This window comes from Geomicrobium sp. JSM 1781026 (assembly GCF_041949955.1).
GTDB lineage: Bacteria > Bacillota > Bacilli > Bacillales > Marinococcaceae > Geomicrobium_A.
In genome coordinates this window covers 143022-159640 of sequence record NZ_JBHFQF010000005.1, presented here as the reverse complement: position 1 = coordinate 159640, position 16619 = coordinate 143022, and the positions used below count along the sequence as shown (strand labels likewise).

Annotated in this window: 15 protein-coding genes; 2 read left to right on the top strand and 13 right to left on the bottom strand. The window is 42.0% G+C overall.

Going from position 1 to position 16619, the window contains the following annotated elements; genetic code table 11:
• Positions 1-777 carry an SDR family NAD(P)-dependent oxidoreductase gene (locus tag ACE1TF_RS10515; protein ID WP_375016554.1) on the bottom strand — a complete coding sequence of 259 codons (777 nt, stop codon included), beginning with the start codon at positions 775-777 and terminating at the stop codon, positions 1-3.
• Positions 778-1041: 264 nt separating this feature from the next.
• Here ACE1TF_RS10515 and ACE1TF_RS10510 point away from each other — a divergent pair, with 264 nt between their 5' ends.
• Entirely contained in the window at positions 1042-1923 is an 882-nt protein-coding gene (locus ACE1TF_RS10510) for a LysR family transcriptional regulator (RefSeq protein ID WP_042399996.1), read from the top strand.
• 59 nt (positions 1924-1982) lie between these two features.
• Here the strand turns inward: ACE1TF_RS10510 and dmpG are convergent, their stop codons facing one another.
• The 6 genes from dmpG to ACE1TF_RS10480 all read right to left on the bottom strand — a co-directional run bounded on the left by dmpG (position 1983) and on the right by ACE1TF_RS10480 (position 8667).
• Complete coding sequence (gene dmpG, locus ACE1TF_RS10505; RefSeq protein WP_375016551.1) at positions 1983-2999, bottom strand: 4-hydroxy-2-oxovalerate aldolase; 1017 nt, start codon at positions 2997-2999, stop codon at positions 1983-1985.
• Between the two features lie 4 nt (positions 3000-3003).
• On the bottom strand, positions 3004-3894 hold the full coding sequence (locus ACE1TF_RS10500) for an acetaldehyde dehydrogenase (acetylating) (protein ID WP_375016549.1): 891 nt from the start codon (positions 3892-3894) through the stop codon (positions 3004-3006).
• Positions 3881-4543: a GntR family transcriptional regulator gene (locus ACE1TF_RS10495; protein WP_375016547.1), complete on the bottom strand. Its 663-nt coding sequence runs from the start codon at positions 4541-4543 to the stop codon at positions 3881-3883. The genes ACE1TF_RS10500 and ACE1TF_RS10495 overlap by 14 nt, the downstream gene beginning before the upstream one ends.
• A 721-nt stretch (positions 4544-5264) precedes the next feature.
• Positions 5265-6473 (bottom strand): choline dehydrogenase, encoded by a 1209-nt coding sequence (gene gbsB / locus ACE1TF_RS10490; RefSeq protein WP_375016545.1) that lies wholly within the window; start codon positions 6471-6473, stop codon positions 5265-5267.
• Positions 6474-6504: 31 nt separating this feature from the next.
• Entirely contained in the window at positions 6505-7965 is a 1461-nt protein-coding gene (gene betB, locus ACE1TF_RS10485; RefSeq protein WP_375016896.1) for a betaine-aldehyde dehydrogenase, read from the bottom strand.
• A 132-nt stretch (positions 7966-8097) separates the two neighbouring features.
• Positions 8098-8667 (bottom strand): GbsR/MarR family transcriptional regulator, encoded by a 570-nt coding sequence (locus ACE1TF_RS10480; RefSeq protein ID WP_042399986.1) that lies wholly within the window; start codon positions 8665-8667, stop codon positions 8098-8100.
• 192 nt (positions 8668-8859) lie between these two features.
• Between ACE1TF_RS10480 and ACE1TF_RS10475 the strand changes: the two genes are divergently transcribed.
• The gene (locus ACE1TF_RS10475; RefSeq protein ID WP_375016543.1) at positions 8860-9741 is read left to right on the top strand and encodes a glycine betaine ABC transporter substrate-binding protein; all 882 of its coding nucleotides are present in this window, start codon (positions 8860-8862) and stop codon (positions 9739-9741) included.
• 37 nt (positions 9742-9778) lie between these two features.
• On the opposite strand, the gene ACE1TF_RS10470 is transcribed toward ACE1TF_RS10475, so the two are convergent.
• From ACE1TF_RS10470 to purD, 6 genes are all read right to left on the bottom strand, one after another.
• Complete coding sequence (locus ACE1TF_RS10470) at positions 9779-10222, bottom strand: hypothetical protein (RefSeq protein WP_375016541.1); 444 nt, start codon at positions 10220-10222, stop codon at positions 9779-9781.
• A gap of 121 nt (positions 10223-10343) precedes the next feature.
• Entirely contained in the window at positions 10344-11768 is a 1425-nt protein-coding gene (locus ACE1TF_RS10465) for an aldehyde dehydrogenase family protein (RefSeq protein WP_375016539.1), read from the bottom strand.
• A gap of 585 nt (positions 11769-12353) precedes the next feature.
• Complete coding sequence (locus ACE1TF_RS10460; protein WP_375016537.1) at positions 12354-13088, bottom strand: MerR family transcriptional regulator; 735 nt, start codon at positions 13086-13088, stop codon at positions 12354-12356.
• Positions 13081-13953, bottom strand: a complete 873-nt coding sequence (locus tag ACE1TF_RS10455) for an Hsp33 family molecular chaperone HslO (protein WP_375016535.1) — start codon at positions 13951-13953, stop codon at positions 13081-13083. Before ACE1TF_RS10455 ends, ACE1TF_RS10460 begins: the two co-directional genes overlap by 8 nt.
• 299 nt (positions 13954-14252) lie before the next feature.
• The gene (locus ACE1TF_RS10450) at positions 14253-15104 is read right to left on the bottom strand and encodes an MBL fold metallo-hydrolase (RefSeq protein ID WP_375016533.1); all 852 of its coding nucleotides are present in this window, start codon (positions 15102-15104) and stop codon (positions 14253-14255) included.
• A 272-nt stretch (positions 15105-15376) separates the two neighbouring features.
• Complete coding sequence (gene purD / locus ACE1TF_RS10445; RefSeq protein ID WP_375016531.1) at positions 15377-16615, bottom strand: phosphoribosylamine--glycine ligase; 1239 nt, start codon at positions 16613-16615, stop codon at positions 15377-15379.
• Between the last annotated feature and the right edge of the window lie 4 nt (positions 16616-16619).

Below are 16619 nucleotides of genomic sequence, written 5' to 3'. Positions count from 1 at the left end.
CTACAGCATGTTGCTGCCACCGTTCACACTGATCACTTGTCCGGTGATAAAAGATGCCCCTTCAGTAGAAACGTACCAGACAGCATCAGCGACTTCTTCCATCCTCGCCGCTCTGCCTTTCGGGATAATATCAATATATTTATCTACCAATGCGTCGTCTCGCTCGCGAATGCGATCAAGTGCTTCACAATCAACCGCCGGTGGTGCAATGGTGTTTACGGTAATGTCATACTTGGCAAACTCTCGTGCAAGTCCTGTCGTCATCGCGTGCATTCCACCTTTAGCGGCATTGTACGCTGCGTGGTCCCATAACCCATTTCTTACAGAATCCGCACCGACGTTCACGATGCGACCATAATTGTTTTCCACCATATAAGGAAGTACTTTGTAACAACACCAGACCGCGGTCCATAAGTTTCGATCGATGGTCGTCCTTAATGTTTCAGGCGTTTGCTCGAGGAACGGTAAGATGACTCCTCCCCCGGCATTATTAATGAGAATGTCAACCTTTCCCCACGTATTTAATGTGTATTGCACCAAGTCATCGACGTTCCGTTCATTTGATAAATCTCCAGTGAAGTATATGACTTCTTGTTCTGTTAGCGCTTTCAATTGTTTGTAAGCGCTTTTCGTTCGTTCTTCATCTGTTCCTGCAATGACAACCTTTGCACCTGAATGAAGTAATTTCTTAGCAATTTCGTAACCAATTCCCCGTGCAGAACCAGTAACGATCGCTACCTTTTCCGTTAACGTTTCACTAAGCAAGCGATCTTCCATGTAACCTATCCATCCTTTCCCACTAAATATCCCTGTGTAGTTTCATCATAAATTTCATACGAAAAGAACACCAATTGATTATTTCTTAGTTTTCAGTCTTTTGTATAGAAAAATGATATACGGCGTACAAACCCTGTGCGTTGTTGCTTATAGAAGAACAACAATCTAGGATTTCTCTCCTTTGTTCGATATAATAAGGGAATCGGAACGAGTAACAACACATTTTTTGAATACGCTTACAAGTTTGTGAGGGGGGGATCTGTCATGAATGAATATCAATTGCAAACTTTTTTAGCTATTGCCAAGCATAAAAGCTATTCCAAAGCAGCTGAATCCCTAAACGTGACGCAACCAACGGTAACGTCACGAATGAAATCTTTAGAAGAGATACTAAAATGTACATTATTTAATCGAGTAGGGCATGAAATATTTCTTACGAGAGAAGGCGATATGTTTAAGGATTATGCAAAAAATATTCTCATCTATATTAATCAATCAAAAGAAATTACTAACATTACGAAAGACCCTGCCATTCGCGTTGGTTTCTCACCAGGCTACTCCTACTCCTTTATTGTTGAGCTATTAAAGACGATTAAGTCACTCGGCAACATTAACATCCAGATCATTGAAGGTTATGACTCTGTGAATCTAAACGAAAGGGTATTGGCTGGAGAGATTGACATGATCTTTGCACGCAATGTTTTGTCTAAAAATTCTGATATAGATTCCGAATATCTTTTCTCAAATGAACTGGTCGTCGTCTTACCAACCGATCATCCGCTATGCAATAAACCGACGATTACATTGGAAGATTTACATGGAGAGACAATGATTAGCTTTCGGAGGAATACAGAGTTATGGCGTTTAATTGATCAAGTATTAATCGGGGCTCGTGGACTTACACGTATCGATGTTGACAATAATGAAATGCTTTTAAAAGCTGTCGCTCACCATATTGGTATTGGAATTATACCGGAGTTAGGGATCGATGAAACGTATTCAGATGGCATTTGCACTCGAAAAGTGGATGAGATTTCCTCGATTCCAAATTCTGTGTATGTACAATATCGAAAAACGCCTCATATTCGTGACTTAGCAAAAAAGATTATCTATACGATTATTAATCACAAATATTCAGGGACATAAAAATGGGGCGGGGTCTTAAAAGGTCAAAAGATGACCGAGTAGAACCTGCCCCGATTATACTATACTGTTGCCTTCGCTTTTTCTTTCGCTAGCTCTTGCGCAACCCCAATAATCCAATCTTCTTGGCCACCCACTGCACCCATCTCACTTAATCTCGTTAAGATGTCTCGAGGGTCTACATCGTACTCTTTTCCTGCTCTTTCAGCAAAGAGTAGGAAGCTTGAGTAAACACCCGTATACCCAAGCGTTAAACTAAGCGGATCGATTTGTACGGGTCGCTTCATCATCGGCTTCATCACATCTTCTGCAGCATCCATTGATTTATACAAATCAACGTTGTGATCAATCCCCATCTTATTCATGACGGCGACAAGTTGTTCGGTTGCGGTATTGCCTGCACCAGCACCCATGCCTGCCAAACTCGTGTCAATTCGGTCAGCGCCCTCTTCAATGGCAGCAATGGAATTGGCAACCCCGAGAGAAAGGTTATTATGCCCATGAAACCCAATTTTTACGCTCAGGTTCTCTTTAAATAAACGGATGCGTTCACGCACTTCATTCATCGTTAACGCTCCAGCTGAATCGGTGACATAAATCGTGTCTGCACCATAATCTTGCATTTTCTTTGCTTCTTCTAGCAAATTTTCTGCTGATGTTCGATGCGCCATCATTAAAAAGCCGACCGTGTCCATACCCAACTCTTTGGCGGCACGTATATGTTGTTCAGAGACGTCTGCTTCTGTACAATGCGTTGCAACGCGAACGACCGATGCTCCGTAAGAGTGAGCACGCTTTAAATGTTCAATCGTCCCAACCCCCGGTAAGAGCAATACAGCAATTTTCGCTTGTTTCGCATGTTGAACGGCCGTTGTGATGATCGTTTTTTCATCTTCTTTAGAAAATCCGTATTGAATCGAACTGCCACCGAGTCCATCTCCGTGCGTGGCTTCAATAATATCCACACCCGTCTCATCTAAAAGTTCAGTCAGTTGAGCAATTTGTTGTTTGGAGTATTGATGAGAGAGGGCATGCATCCCATCTCTCAGCGTCACATCATTAATGATTATTTTTTTCATTGATCTAGTACTCCTTTACCATCATATGATCTGCCATGAGTTCCCCTGTTTTGACCGCTGCCGAAGTGATGATATCCAAGTTCCCTGAATACGTCGGGAGGAAGTCACCATTTCCTTCAACTTCAACAGAAACGGTTACGATTTTCCCTTGAATTACCGGGTCGGCTTTAAAGCGGTACCCAGGTACGTACGCTTGAACTTTCTTCAACGTCTCCTCTATTGAAGCAAGAATGTTTTCAGTGTGAGTATCGGCATCTTCAGAAAGTTGCATATGAATTGTATTTCTCATTAAAACTGGAGGATCGGCAGGATTTAAAATGATAATCGCTTTTCCTTCTTTCACGTTCGCCACTTGTTCGATCGCACGTGCTGTTGTGACTGTAAACTCATCAATATTCTGTCTCGTTCCGATGCCAGCACTTTTACTTGAGATAGAGGCGACAATTTCAGCGTAGTCCACACCAACAACATCTGAAACCGCTTTTATCATTGGGATCGTTGCTTGCCCGCCACACGTCACCATATTCACGTTGTCTAGCTCAACGACGGAGTTTGCATCCTCTTGAACAGCCGGTACAAAGAAAGGGCCAATTGCAGCTGGGGTAAGGTCAATCGCCCGCTTCCCCATTGCTTTTAGAATCGGCGCGTTGCTTTGATGTGCTTTCGCCGATGTGGCTTCAAACACGATGTCTGCGAGTTCAGGTTCTTCTTGAAAACCTTCGATACTCGTATAAATCGGTTTGAGTCCGTGCTCTTTCGCTAGTGCCAACCCTTTTGAGTCCCGATCAATGCCGATCATCGCTGTCGGCTCCAACGTTTCACTTCGGAGCAACTTGTACATTAAATCTGTACCGATGTTTCCAGAGCCAATAATTGCACATTTAACTTTTGCCATTGTTATACGTCTCCTTTATCTGTTCAATTCCTTCAGTGCAATAATCCATTGCTTCAAGCAAATGCTCGTTTAGCAATTGTTTCGCACACGCTAAGTCATACTCATGAATCGCATCAACAATCACCCGATGCCTCTCGACAACCCGCTCATGATTGGGCGCTGATACAACACTAGTAATGTCGACGAGGGTTGCAAAAATCCCTTCTAAAGACTTCCATAATTGAAGCAGCGTTTTGTTGCCACTAAGCTTCATGATGAGCATGTGGAAACGAACATCCGCTTCTACTTCGTTCGTTGTGACTTCCATATCGTATATGCATTGCCGCAGTCGCGGAACGATCTCTACAACCTCGTTTTTATTCGCTTGAGAAAGCGCATGGGTCTCTAGTAAAATTCGGCTGTCGTATAATTTCCGTATGTCTTCCTCAGTAAAGCCGTTGACGATAGTCCGACCATTTGACCTTTTTGTAACAAGATTCTCACTCTCAAGCTTTGCAAATGCCTCGCGTATCGGTCCTCTACTCACTCCTAACTGCTTGGATAACTCTGCCTCAACGAGTGCATCACCTTGCTCGTATGCTTGCAAGAAGATTTGTTTTCGAATGGTTGCGACTACTTGTTCACTTATTGTCTGTTTTTCGATTCGCATCGTGTACCTCTTTAAATATTCTGAAATGTTAACTGTTTACTATATTACGGGTGGGTATTGAAATTGTCAATACTTCTCTATATAAGTTGGACTAAAGATATTCACTGAACCCTATGTTCGAGATCGGCCTTTACGGGGAAACGCCTCCCTATTGCTATTAATTTTCACCTCGTTTCACTTCGACAATTTCGGTGTCGATCGTTGTTCGTCACTACAAGGTTTACCGCCAACACGAAGAAGGATTGCCGAAGGGTAACAAGATGTGATCGATGGTCATCACTTGGCGTAAGGAATATTATGACCTGTCACTTATGTGACAATTCAGCCGTCAAACCGGCCTCTTTCGGCCCTCAACTGTCACATATATCGCGATTTGTGACCGTTGACTCCGTTTATGTGCGGATTCACTTTTAAAGTGATGATTTTTCCTCTCACAAGTGTCACGTAAATGGATTTTTGATGCATTTGGACTTCCTTCTATACACCTTAGCCAGTAGGCAGAAAAGTAAGCCGTGTTGCCCTTGTGCTCTGGAGTGCATAGAAAACACGGCGAGCGATTTTTGACCGCCGATGTTGCACTTGTGCTCTGGAGTACAATCATCCGCTTGTACTAGTAAGCAAAAACCGATAGCGCAAATAAGGAAAATATTAAGTTCATTCCATTTAGCTTTCATCCATAAAAAAACCAACCGTCTCCCAGTGAGACGGCCGGCTTCTTTCATTAAATCGTTTTCTCAACTTGATTGAAGCAACGCTTATAAATCCACTCGTAATCAGAAACGGTAAGGTCTCTTGGATTTCCAATCGTTTGCGGATCATCCATTGCAGCTTTTGACCAGCGCTCGACTTGTGTTGGGTCAACGCCCTGTTCTTCAAGCGTCGGAACTTCCAATTCTTCAACGAGGTTGTACATATAGTCAACCGCTGCTTTTGCAGCTTCCTCAGTCGTCATATCAGCAGTATTAATGCCGAAAGCTTGTGCGATTCTTGCAAAGCGACCTGGTGCACCTTTCCAGTTAAACTCCATAACAGGTCCCATCATCGCTGCCACACATTGTCCGTGTGCTACCGGCACAATTCCACCAAGTGATTGACTCATCGCATGCGCAGCTCCTGCAGATTCACTACCGTAAGAAAGACCGGCAAGCATCGCTGATTGAGACATCCCGTAACGAGCTTCAAGATCTTCACCGTCAGCAAAAGCACGGCGAATGTAGGTTGCAGCATACTCGATCGCTAGAAGCGCAACAGCATCTGTTACTGGTTGTGCATATTTCATCGTGTAGCACTCCACTGCGTGAGCAATGGCATCAATGCCTGTCATAGCGGTCACATGTGGTGGCATAGAAACATGGAGTTTCGGGTCAATGATCGTCAAGTGTGCAGCGATCAATGGCCCGCCTGTATTAAACTTGTATTCACGCTTTTCATCAGTAATTACTGCCCACTGTGTCACTTCTGAACCTGTGCCCGCTGTTGTTGGGATGGTTGCGAGTGGTGGAATGCGGTTTTCAAGTGGCTTCTTGCCTTCTGCAGCCTCATAATCCAATACCGTACCTTCATGAGAAACTTCTACCCCAACAGCTTTTGCTGTGTCCATAGAAGATCCACCACCTACAGCAACGAGTCCATCACAACCGTTTTCTTTGTAGAATGTTGAACCTTCACCGATTAAACGCGTTGGAGGGTTTGGTTCTACGCGATTGAATACGGCGACATCAACTCCAGCTGCCTTTAAGCTTTCTTCAACAGGTTTTGTAACGCCTGCATTATAAATTCCCGGATCCGTGACGAGCATGACTTTTGACGCGCCGAGATTTTTTACTTCTTCTCCTAAATATTGAATGGCACCGATTCCGTGCTTAATTGCTGTCGGTACCTCAAATGTATGATAGCCAAGCATTGATTCAACTTTCATGTGCATACTCATGTCTAAATCTCTCCTTCATCGTAGATATATATTAGGAATTAAACCATTTTACTGGTGCTGGTTTTTGGTTGCGGAAAATATGCTTCACTTCTGTATATTCTTCGAGTCCAATCTTGCCAAGCTCACGACCAAATCCAGATTGCTTGTACCCACCCCATGGCGCTTGTGCAAAGTATGGGTGGAAATCATTAATCCATACCGTTCCCATGCGGAGTTGTTCAGCTACTTCTTCTGCTTTGGCGATGTCATTTGAGAATACAGCACCAGCAAGGCCATAAATCGTATCATTGGCTCGTTCAATGGCTTCTTCTTTTGTTGTGAACGTCTCCACAGTAATGACCGGACCAAAAATCTCTTCTTGTACGATGCGCATGTCAGCCGTACAGTTTGTAAAGATCGTTGGCTCAAAAAAGAACCCATTCTCAAACTCTTTGCCTTCAGGTCGTTTACCACCGACAGCAAGTGTTGCCCCTTCGTTCACACCAACGTCAATATATCCTTCAACTTTCTCGCGGTGGTCTGCTGAAATAAGGGGACCCGATTCCGTCGTGTCATCAAATCCATTTCCAAGCTTGATACGGCTTGCTCGTTTAATGAGTTCATCAACGAACGTATCGTGAATCGATTCTTCTACGAGTAATCGTGAACCTGCCGAACATACTTGACCTCCGTGGAAAAAGGCTGCATTTAACGCTTGGTCAACGGCTGTTTCAAAGTCCGCATCCGCAAACACGATGTTCGGGTTTTTACCACCTAGTTCAAGTGCGATTTTCTTTACATTATCACTCGCTGAACGCATGATCGTTTTCCCTGTCTCAATACCGCCTGTAAATGAAACAAGATCCACGTCCAAGCTCTCCGATAAAGGCGCTCCGACTTCTGCTCCCGCTCCGAGTACGAGGTTGGCTACTCCTTTTGGTAGACCTGCTCGTTCAAAAAGTTCAAACACACGTACTGTTGTGAGCGGTGTAATTTCACTTGGCTTCATGACAAGTGTGTTCCCTGCAGCAAGTGCGGGTGCTAATTTCCACGCGGCTTGTAACAATGGGTAATTCCACGGTGTAATTTGGCCACATACGCCGATTGGCTCTCGAACGACTTTACTCGTTGAGTCTGGGATTGGACTTGGGATGACTTCTCCGCCATCTTTATCTGCTAATCCACCGAAGTACTCAAATACATCGGCAATGTCGTCCATGTCTCCGCGACTTTCTTCAATCGTCTTGCCTGTGTCCAAAGTTTCTAGACGAGCCAGTTCTTCTTTGTCTTCTCGAATGAGCCTTCCAATCTCATTCACAGTTTTCCCACGCTCTCCTGCTGGTGTGTTGCTCCACTCTCCAGAATCAAAAGCGACTCTTGCTGCTTTAATCGCTCGTTCAGTATCTTCGCGTGTTCCCTCTGAAGCCGTTGCAATAACTTCCTGATTGTAGGGATTTATAATGTCTCGTTTAGATCCGTGAACCGCATCGGTCCACTCTCCATTAATGTACATGTTTACGTTCAAGGAACTCACTCCTTCAATTTGTTTAATATATATTAAACGTTCTATGTTTATAACTTAACATGCCGTTTTTATCCTGTCAAAGAAAAACAAAAAAAGAAAGGAGGAAACCAATCATGATGATCAGCTTCCTTCTTTCTTTTTCGCTTCATGCTTTTCCAATAGCCGCTGTGCAAGGTCGCCCTCTTCAAACTCTTCAACTAAGATATCGAGAAAACGATAATATTGAAGCGATTCATTAATCTTATTGTACTGATACGTGGCTTCTTCTCTTACACTGTCTGGGGCGGCTGTGTCTTCCATAATTTTCTTGTATCTCGGCTGTGCTTGTTTAATTGCATGTAAGTTTACATTCTTTTCTCGTTCCCAGCGGCGAGTAAAAAATGAAATAAAAAATTGAAAAAAGTCTTGTTCAGCTTGATACAAGTCTTTTCTTTCACCTTTACGGTAAACTCTATGAATAATCTTCTCATCTAGAAGTTTACGTACTCCAAGACTCATGCTGCCCTTGCTCATACCAAGCTCATCTCGTAATTGATCTAATGTCATTGGCTCATCACTTAGATAGAGTGTTGCGTACAGTTGACCAACGGATCGGTTTACGCCGTAAATATCCATTGTATCTGCGATGCCATTTTTAATTTGTGCGTGTGCCTCTTCTAGTTCTTCGTGAGCTGCTGTTGGTTCTGACATAGTAGCACCCCTTTTATTTAAAACGTTTCGAACGAACGCAAAATTAAGTATATCGATCCTTACCTTCATTTGCAAGTTTGTTTTTATGGTATAGTAGTTTAAACGTTGACAGATTGGTGATCTATGATAGTCTGTACATAATGTTTAATTTGTTTTAAACAAACAGAATTAACCGAAGGGGAGATTCGAATCATGAAGAAGTGGCAACTTCCACTCTTAAGTGTATCCGCATTAGCATTAGCTGCTTGCGGTGATAACGGTACAAACAATGGCGAAGACACAAGCGCGACGGCAGAAGAAGACAAAGAACTCGAGCTCGTCTACGTTACTTGGGATTCTGAAATTGCGTCTAACAATGTCATGAAGCTTGTATTAGAAGAAGCGGGCTATGATGTGACGATAACGACCGTTGAGCAAGGCGTCATGTGGGCAAGTGTTGCAGAAGGAGAAGCCGATGCACATATTGCTGGTTGGCTACCTGATGATATGCAGCATGATTATGAGCAGTTTGGTGATCAGGTCGTCGATCTCGGGCCAAACTTGGAAGGAGCGCAAACGGGTCTAGCTGTGCCAACGTATATGGATATTGATAGCATTGAAGAACTCGATGGTTCTGTCGTTTCTCATATTACTGGCATCGACGCTGGTGCCGGGGTGAACTCAACAACTGAAACGGTTCTAGAAGAATACGAAATTGATGACGTTCAACTACAATCCAGTTTTGATGCTGCTATGACTCAAGAATTGTCGACACATATTGAAAATGAAGAACCGATTGTTGTAACAGGTTGGCAACCACACTGGAAATTTAATACCCATGACTTAAAATTTCTTGAAGATCCTAAAGGCATCTACCAAGAAGAAGGAGAAATTCGCACAATCGTCCGTGAAGGTCTTGAAGAGGATGATCCTGTTGCATTCCAAATTCTAGATAACTTCTACTGGACGACTGAGGATATGAACGAAGTAATGCTCAAGATCTCTGAAGAAGAAATTGATGAAGTCGAAGCTGCCGAGCAATGGATTGATGATAACCGTGAAACGGTTGATGAATGGTTAGATGTTGAAGAATAAGTAGAGCGAGAAGTGGCTATGGGAATGAACAACATTCTCAAAGCCACTTTTTTTGATTCATATAACCTTCTATTAAATAAGGAGGGATGTAATCAAAACAGATATACTCCGCTTCCTTATAAGGCTTGTGCACTAGATAATCTGTTAGCGTCATTCGACTGTTCCAATATTGTTCCATAAGCCTTTGTTTAGAAGGGAGGTGATCTGTAAACATTCCTGGCGTGTATTCACTGCCCATGCCCTCTTCTTCTATATATGCAAATAAGTCAACGGTTTGTTCAATGTTGAATGCAATAATCCGATCTGAAGAATACGGAAAACGCAAATAGTTTTTAAAGGATTCTGCTGATAAATGTATTGCGAAAGATTGACTAAAATCCATCCAATCATCGGTACTTCCTTGTTGTACCTTCTTTATAATGTGTGGGAAGAGGGCTCCACACCCTCTTGAATTCCACTTGGAAATCGTTTGAGAGGTCATTCCTTCTCTTAATGCGCGATGGATTCCATCATTATTTTCATGTGGCTAGTAAACATGATAGATATCCATGCCTCTTCCCTCCGTGTTTAAAAACGCCGAAGGGTTCACCTCCGGCGTTTTTTTATACTCCCATGATCGCTTTTTCTTCAAGATATTCCTCAATGCCAAAATCGCCCCACTCACGACCGATTCCGGATTGCTTAAAACCACCAAACGGGGCCAAGTGGTCCGTTTTTGCATCATTTACGGTAATTTGACCGGCACGAATATGACTTGCTGCATATTTTAGCGACTTCTCATCTTCACCAGCAACGTAACCTGCCAAGCCGTACGGGGTGTCGTTGGCAATTTGTAAGCCTTCTTCAATGCCGTCATACGTAATAATGGTTGTGACGGGACCGAATATTTCTTCACGAGCAACGACCATATCGTTCGTTACATCAGAGAAAATTGTTGGTTTTACGAAATACCCTGTCTCAAGTCCGTCTGGTTTGCCTTCGCCACCTTGAACAATCCGAGCACCTTCTTCTTGACCTTTTTTAATATAAGATTGTACGGTGTCGTACTGCTTTTTGGAAATTAACGGCCCAGTAAAATTGCTCGTATTTTGTGGATCGCCCATTGGGAAACCTTCTAATGACGTGACAAGCTCACGCTCAAAATCGGCTTTCATTTCTTTTGGAACGAGCACTCTTGTTGCGGCTGAACAAACTTGTCCGCTATTTAGCATCATGTGTTCAGCAGCAGACTGCGCTGCTTTTTGAACGTCAGCGTCTTTTAGGACGAGAAGAGGTGATTTGCCACCGAGCTCAAGGGCAACGTTCTTAATCGTTTCTGAAGCGTTTTGCATGACACGTGTACCGACAGGACCTGATCCGGTAAACGATACAAAATCGATATCAGGATGAGAGCTAATCGCATCCCCAATCGTCGCTCCAGTACCATTTACAAGGTTAAATGCGCCTTTCGGTGCACCTGCTCGGTCAATAATCTCTGCTAGCATAATTGCCGCATACGGTGTTTCTTCAGACGGCTTTAACACAACTGGACTTCCTGCCGCAAACGCGCCAGCAATTTTTGTTGACGTTTGATTCGTCGGAAAGTTCCACGGTGTAATTAAACCACTCACACCGACCGATTCTTTCACAATCGTATGGTCGCCACGCTCTTCTTCAAACGAGAAGTCTTCGAGTGCTTTCGCTACCGTACGAAAGTGAGCAAGACCCATTTCATAATGAACATTTTCAGAGATCGTTTTTGGTGCACCCAGCTCCATTGTCATAACATCAATAAACTCATCTTTACGTTTCTCATACTCATCGGCAATGCGATTTAAGAGATCAATACGTTCTTTCTTTATTGATTTTGAAAAAGCGGGCAGTGCATCCCTAGCAGCTTTCACTGCTTTATCCAAATCTTCTTTGGTACTCGCTGATACAGTCCCAATCAATTCTTCTGTTGCTGGATTTATAACATCGATCGTTTCATCGTTCGTTGAATCAATCCATTCACCGTTTATAAATAGTTTATTCTCGTGTTTAAACATGATCGTTCCACTCTCCTTTGGTTGTACAAGAGGTGTTCCCGCTCAACATAGAATTAAACATCCCATAAACAATTGGTTAGAGTTGGATACATCGAACGCACGGTAGTGTTTTCTAGAGGGATCATTACGAGAGGGACGGAACAAGGAATCTTCTCAAAGAAATTTGAGGTTTTCTAATGAATTTGAGTTTCAATCGGTTGGTGGTTGATATTTAAGAACTCTATAAATGTTGAACTTTAGATCCCCTAAATTGCGCGGTTGGTGCTTGATTTCCATCGTCTTTCAAAGAAGGAAGAACCGGTTGCAGATCTCCCTCGACGCTTAAGGTAGCTAAAAACGTTGTTTACTTCCAAAGAGCATGGATTGGAAACAGAATCACCTATTATGCCCGTTTTGTCCTCGTTTTGCTTCCAATCGATGGACATCTCATTCCAAACTAGTATTTATGGAAGCAGATCGAGTGCTTTTAAAGAAAATGAACGACTCTCTCCTTCCAAAACCTACTTTCTTCTTTCAAGTTTGAGTCACACGCTTTGCGAAGGAAAGGTTAAGTGGTACCCGTTCGTTGAGTACAGCAGAGGAAAACTAATTATCGTTTAAAGCATCCTGAATGTATTTATAGAGAGATGGTTCAATGCCAACGCTCATCGCAATCTCAGGATTTTCTGCATAATAGCGTTCTGCACTCATCCGTAATTCATGATCATTTGAAGAAATGGAATCAATAATGGCTTGCCACCTCCGAGCTAAGCTTTGAACTTCAGCATTCGAGCTTGTTAACCCACGCTCTTTCCTGTTTCGTAATTCATCTAAAACAAGCTTAAATTCCTTTTCTCCCTTTTGAATAGCGGCTTCATCTAATTCTTGATAATGTTGTCTCATGCTGTCAATTTGTCTTTGATTAAAATACTTTGCTTGATTCACTTTCATGAGTTCGAATAATGTTGTTAGACTGTGTATCGAAATACGTTCTTCTTTGGAATTCGCTAATTCTTTCTGCACGCTTTGTAACTGCTCTAAAAGATTTTGCTGAATCTTTATATCCAATTTCATCCTTTCTATTTGGTTACTTAAGATCTCTACAATCGATGAAGCGTTTCCTTGCTCTTTTAATGAGCTGATATCTTCTAAAGAAAGCCCCATTTTCTTAAAAGATAGAACTTCTAACAATCTTTGTAAATCTTCACGTGAGTATCTACGGTGTCCTGAATGTGTGTATTCAGAAGGACTCAATAATTTGATTTGGTCATAATACCTTAATGTCCTAATAGACAATCCAGTCATCTCAGCAATTTCGCCTATCTTCCAGTACTTAGCCATTTAATTCCCCCAAAATGAGTTTAATTTCTTCTTCGTTGAACGAGTAATTTCTACCACATCTATTACATGTGGATATTATTGGATCACGAGAGTGAAGATAACCCTTTAGTTCTGCCGCATCTACTGAATGTAACAATCCAAAAAACATTTCCTTGGAGCAGCCACAGAAAAATTGGACGTTACTTTCACCAATAATCTCTGCTTCATCAAAATACTGGTTTAGTAAGCTGAAAATTTCACTGTTAATTAAAGTTTTAGGTTCATTTAATACACATTGTATAGATTGAAAATGTTCTTCTACCTTATTTAAAAGGTGTGTTGGTGATTGAGGAAGTAATTGAGCATATATTCCATAACTGTTTTTTATCTCTTTATTTCCTTGCCAATGAATCGTTGTTTTAATCAACGTTTCTGTTTGGTCGCTTTGTTTAAAGTAATGAGAAAAATCACGATCTAAATCTTGATAAGGCATATCGGTAATCCCTGTAAATTGATTAAAATCATTGGCCTTTATCATCCTGATTGATCCTTTTAAACCGATCAATTCCTTAACAGTCGAATAGTTTTTTGATGACGATAATAAGAAATCATTCGCATAGCCACGCACATTTCCATGTGCATCTGTGTCAACAAAGATTTTGCTTTTAGGGTGGTCAAATGAGAGAGCAGCACTTAAGCGTTGATTACCTTTTAGCGTTGCAGATAATATGCTCATAATCGATATTGAGCTAGCTAAAGCTTCTTTAATGATGGTGTTGGCGTTTTGATTCATGTGTAGTATTTCATTTAGTAAGCTCGTATTGTTTATAAGATAAAGCCTTACTTGTTTGTTAAAGATTAACGCTTTTATAATCCGGTTTTGCACTTGCAATCATTCCTTACGTTAGCTAATTAATTTTAACTATAAATCATTACGTAACGTAAGGTTCAAGGAAAAATTATTAACATTATTATCCTTTTACTTTAATTTAAAAAAGTTTAATAGGGTGAAGTTCATAATTCTCAGCTATAGCCTCCCAATACTTCCATGCCCCCAAAAAGGAGTGCCCCACAAATGGTCAAATGAGTTAAGTTGCATAGCATTCTCACCGAATACCTTGCTTAACTAAATCTCTAATGCCATAGAAAAGAGCTCCCCTCTTTATAGGGAGCTCTTTTCGTTCATTATGACTTTGATTCAATTAAAACATCGTTAACGAATGCTTCTATAAATAACATTTCATTATCCGTTGGCTCTCTTCCTTCAAGTAACCGGAAAGTATTTATTGAATCGGCGAAAGAACGTGTGTGAGCTGCTCTCGAAGAGGAGGCTAACTCGCGCCAATATAAATTCATCTCTTCATTGTCGCAAACTGACTCATGACCTAGAACAGTCCAATCCGCTTCGTATTTCTTCGCATCCGCTATCATCGCATCGATAGATTTGTGACTATAGTGAAATAACGATTCCGTTGTTTTACCGTAGGTTGCGTCACCGAAGAAAACGACTCTTTCCTTAGGATTATAGACTACGGTAGCATCTTCTGTATGTGTGCTAGCCATCTCTTCGATTACACAAAGCATATTCCCCAAATCAACAGTCAGTTGGTGATCAAAAATTACATCCGCATCTTTTACTTGGAAAGTATCTCTATCATTTAACTCCGTTTTTACTACTTCTGAAAAGATTGAACCTACGTTTTGTTCACGTTCAATTTCAGCTAAACCTTCATCTGAAAAAGAGCAGTTCTTCCATAATTGAAGTTTCTCATTCGTTTTCTTACTCACAATGAGAGAGGCTTCATATTCATTCACACCGAGAAAGTGATCCCAATGTGCATGAGTCACAACGACATATTTTATTGGGGGTAACCGTAACCGTTTCACTTCACTGATCAATTCTTGCGCGTGTAACGATGAATTCCCTGCATCCACGACTAAACTTGCATTTTCTCCACAAATCACACCTAACGTCGGTCTTTCTTTTTTATCATCATTTATTAAATAGTACGTATTTGCTGTTATTTTTTGCAACATAAGTTTTCTCCTTCAACATAATTATCTTGGCAATTATCGTTTGAGAAAACCTACATGTATTGAAACATTTATAGATTTCCTCGTTTATTTCACATTTACCATCGGGTGAAACCTCCTTCATATACATAATTACATCGTACCATTCATTGGCAGAAATTTCACTCATATAAAAAAACCTTAGTCACACCTGAATTCATCAAGGTTTATGACTAAGGCGAACCAACCATTGAAAGGAATTAATGAGTTATTTTAAAGGGGTAGAACTACCTTTACTAGAAAGCACGATAAGCAATATCACGGCGATAATGGTATCCATTCGTATCTAGCTGCTCGATTCGCTCGTACGCTTTCGCTTGAGCTTCTTGAATCGAAGGAGCATTACCGATTGCAATGTATACACGGCCACCGTTACTTTTTAGCGCAGCACGTTCACCAGTAACACCTGCGTAAAACACGTTACCGCTCGGGGCAGTCGGAACTGCGAGTCCTTTTTCATAATGAGCAGGGTAACCATCAGCGGCAAGTACGACGCCCACAACGGCATCATCGCTCCACACAATTGTCGGTGACTCATCATTTAAAACAGCAAGAATTACATCAACGAGATCACTTTCCATACGTGAAAGAACAACTTGTGCTTCAGGGTCACCGAAACGGGCATTAAATTCTATCGTTTTTGGACCGTCAGCCGTCATCATTAATCCTGCGTAAAGAACTCCCGTAAAGGGTGTTCCTTCTTGAATCATCGCTTTAGCGGTTGGAATAACAATCGTTTCAATTGCACGATCAATTTGCGCTTGATCAATATGAGGTACAGGTGAATACGCCCCCATCCCGCCTGTATTTGGACCAAGATCGGCATCAAACGCACGTTTATGATCTTGTGACTCAGCAAGTGGCACGACCGTGTCGCCATTGACGAGTGCAAGAATTGATACTTCTTCGCCTTCAAGAAATTCTTCAAGGACGACTTTCGCACCGCTTCCGAATGTATCATCGAGTAATATATCACGAAGCGCATGCTCGGCTTCCGCTAACGTTGTTGCAACCGTAACGCCTTTACCAGCTGCAAGACCGTCCGCTTTAACGACAATCGGGGCACCTTTTTCTTTCGTATAGTGAATGGCTTCATTGAAATCAGTAAACACACCGTACTGGGCTGTTGGAATTTCGTAACGGTGCATGAGGTCCTTCGCAAACGCTTTACTACCTTCGATTTGAGCTGCTTGTTTACTCGGACCAAACACGACTAAACCCGCTTCTTTGAACGCATCAACGATCCCTGCTGCAAGTGGCGCTTCTGGTCCAATAACGGTTAATTCAACGTCTAGCTCTTTTGCTTTATGAATGAGTGCTTCATGATCCGTACTATCAATGGTTACACATGTGGCAACGTCTTCCATCCCTGGGTTCCCTGGTGCCACGTAAACCGTGCTGACACGCTTACTTTGTGCGAATTTCCAAGCCAATACGTGTTCACGTCCGCCATTCCCAACGACTAAAATGTTCATTCTT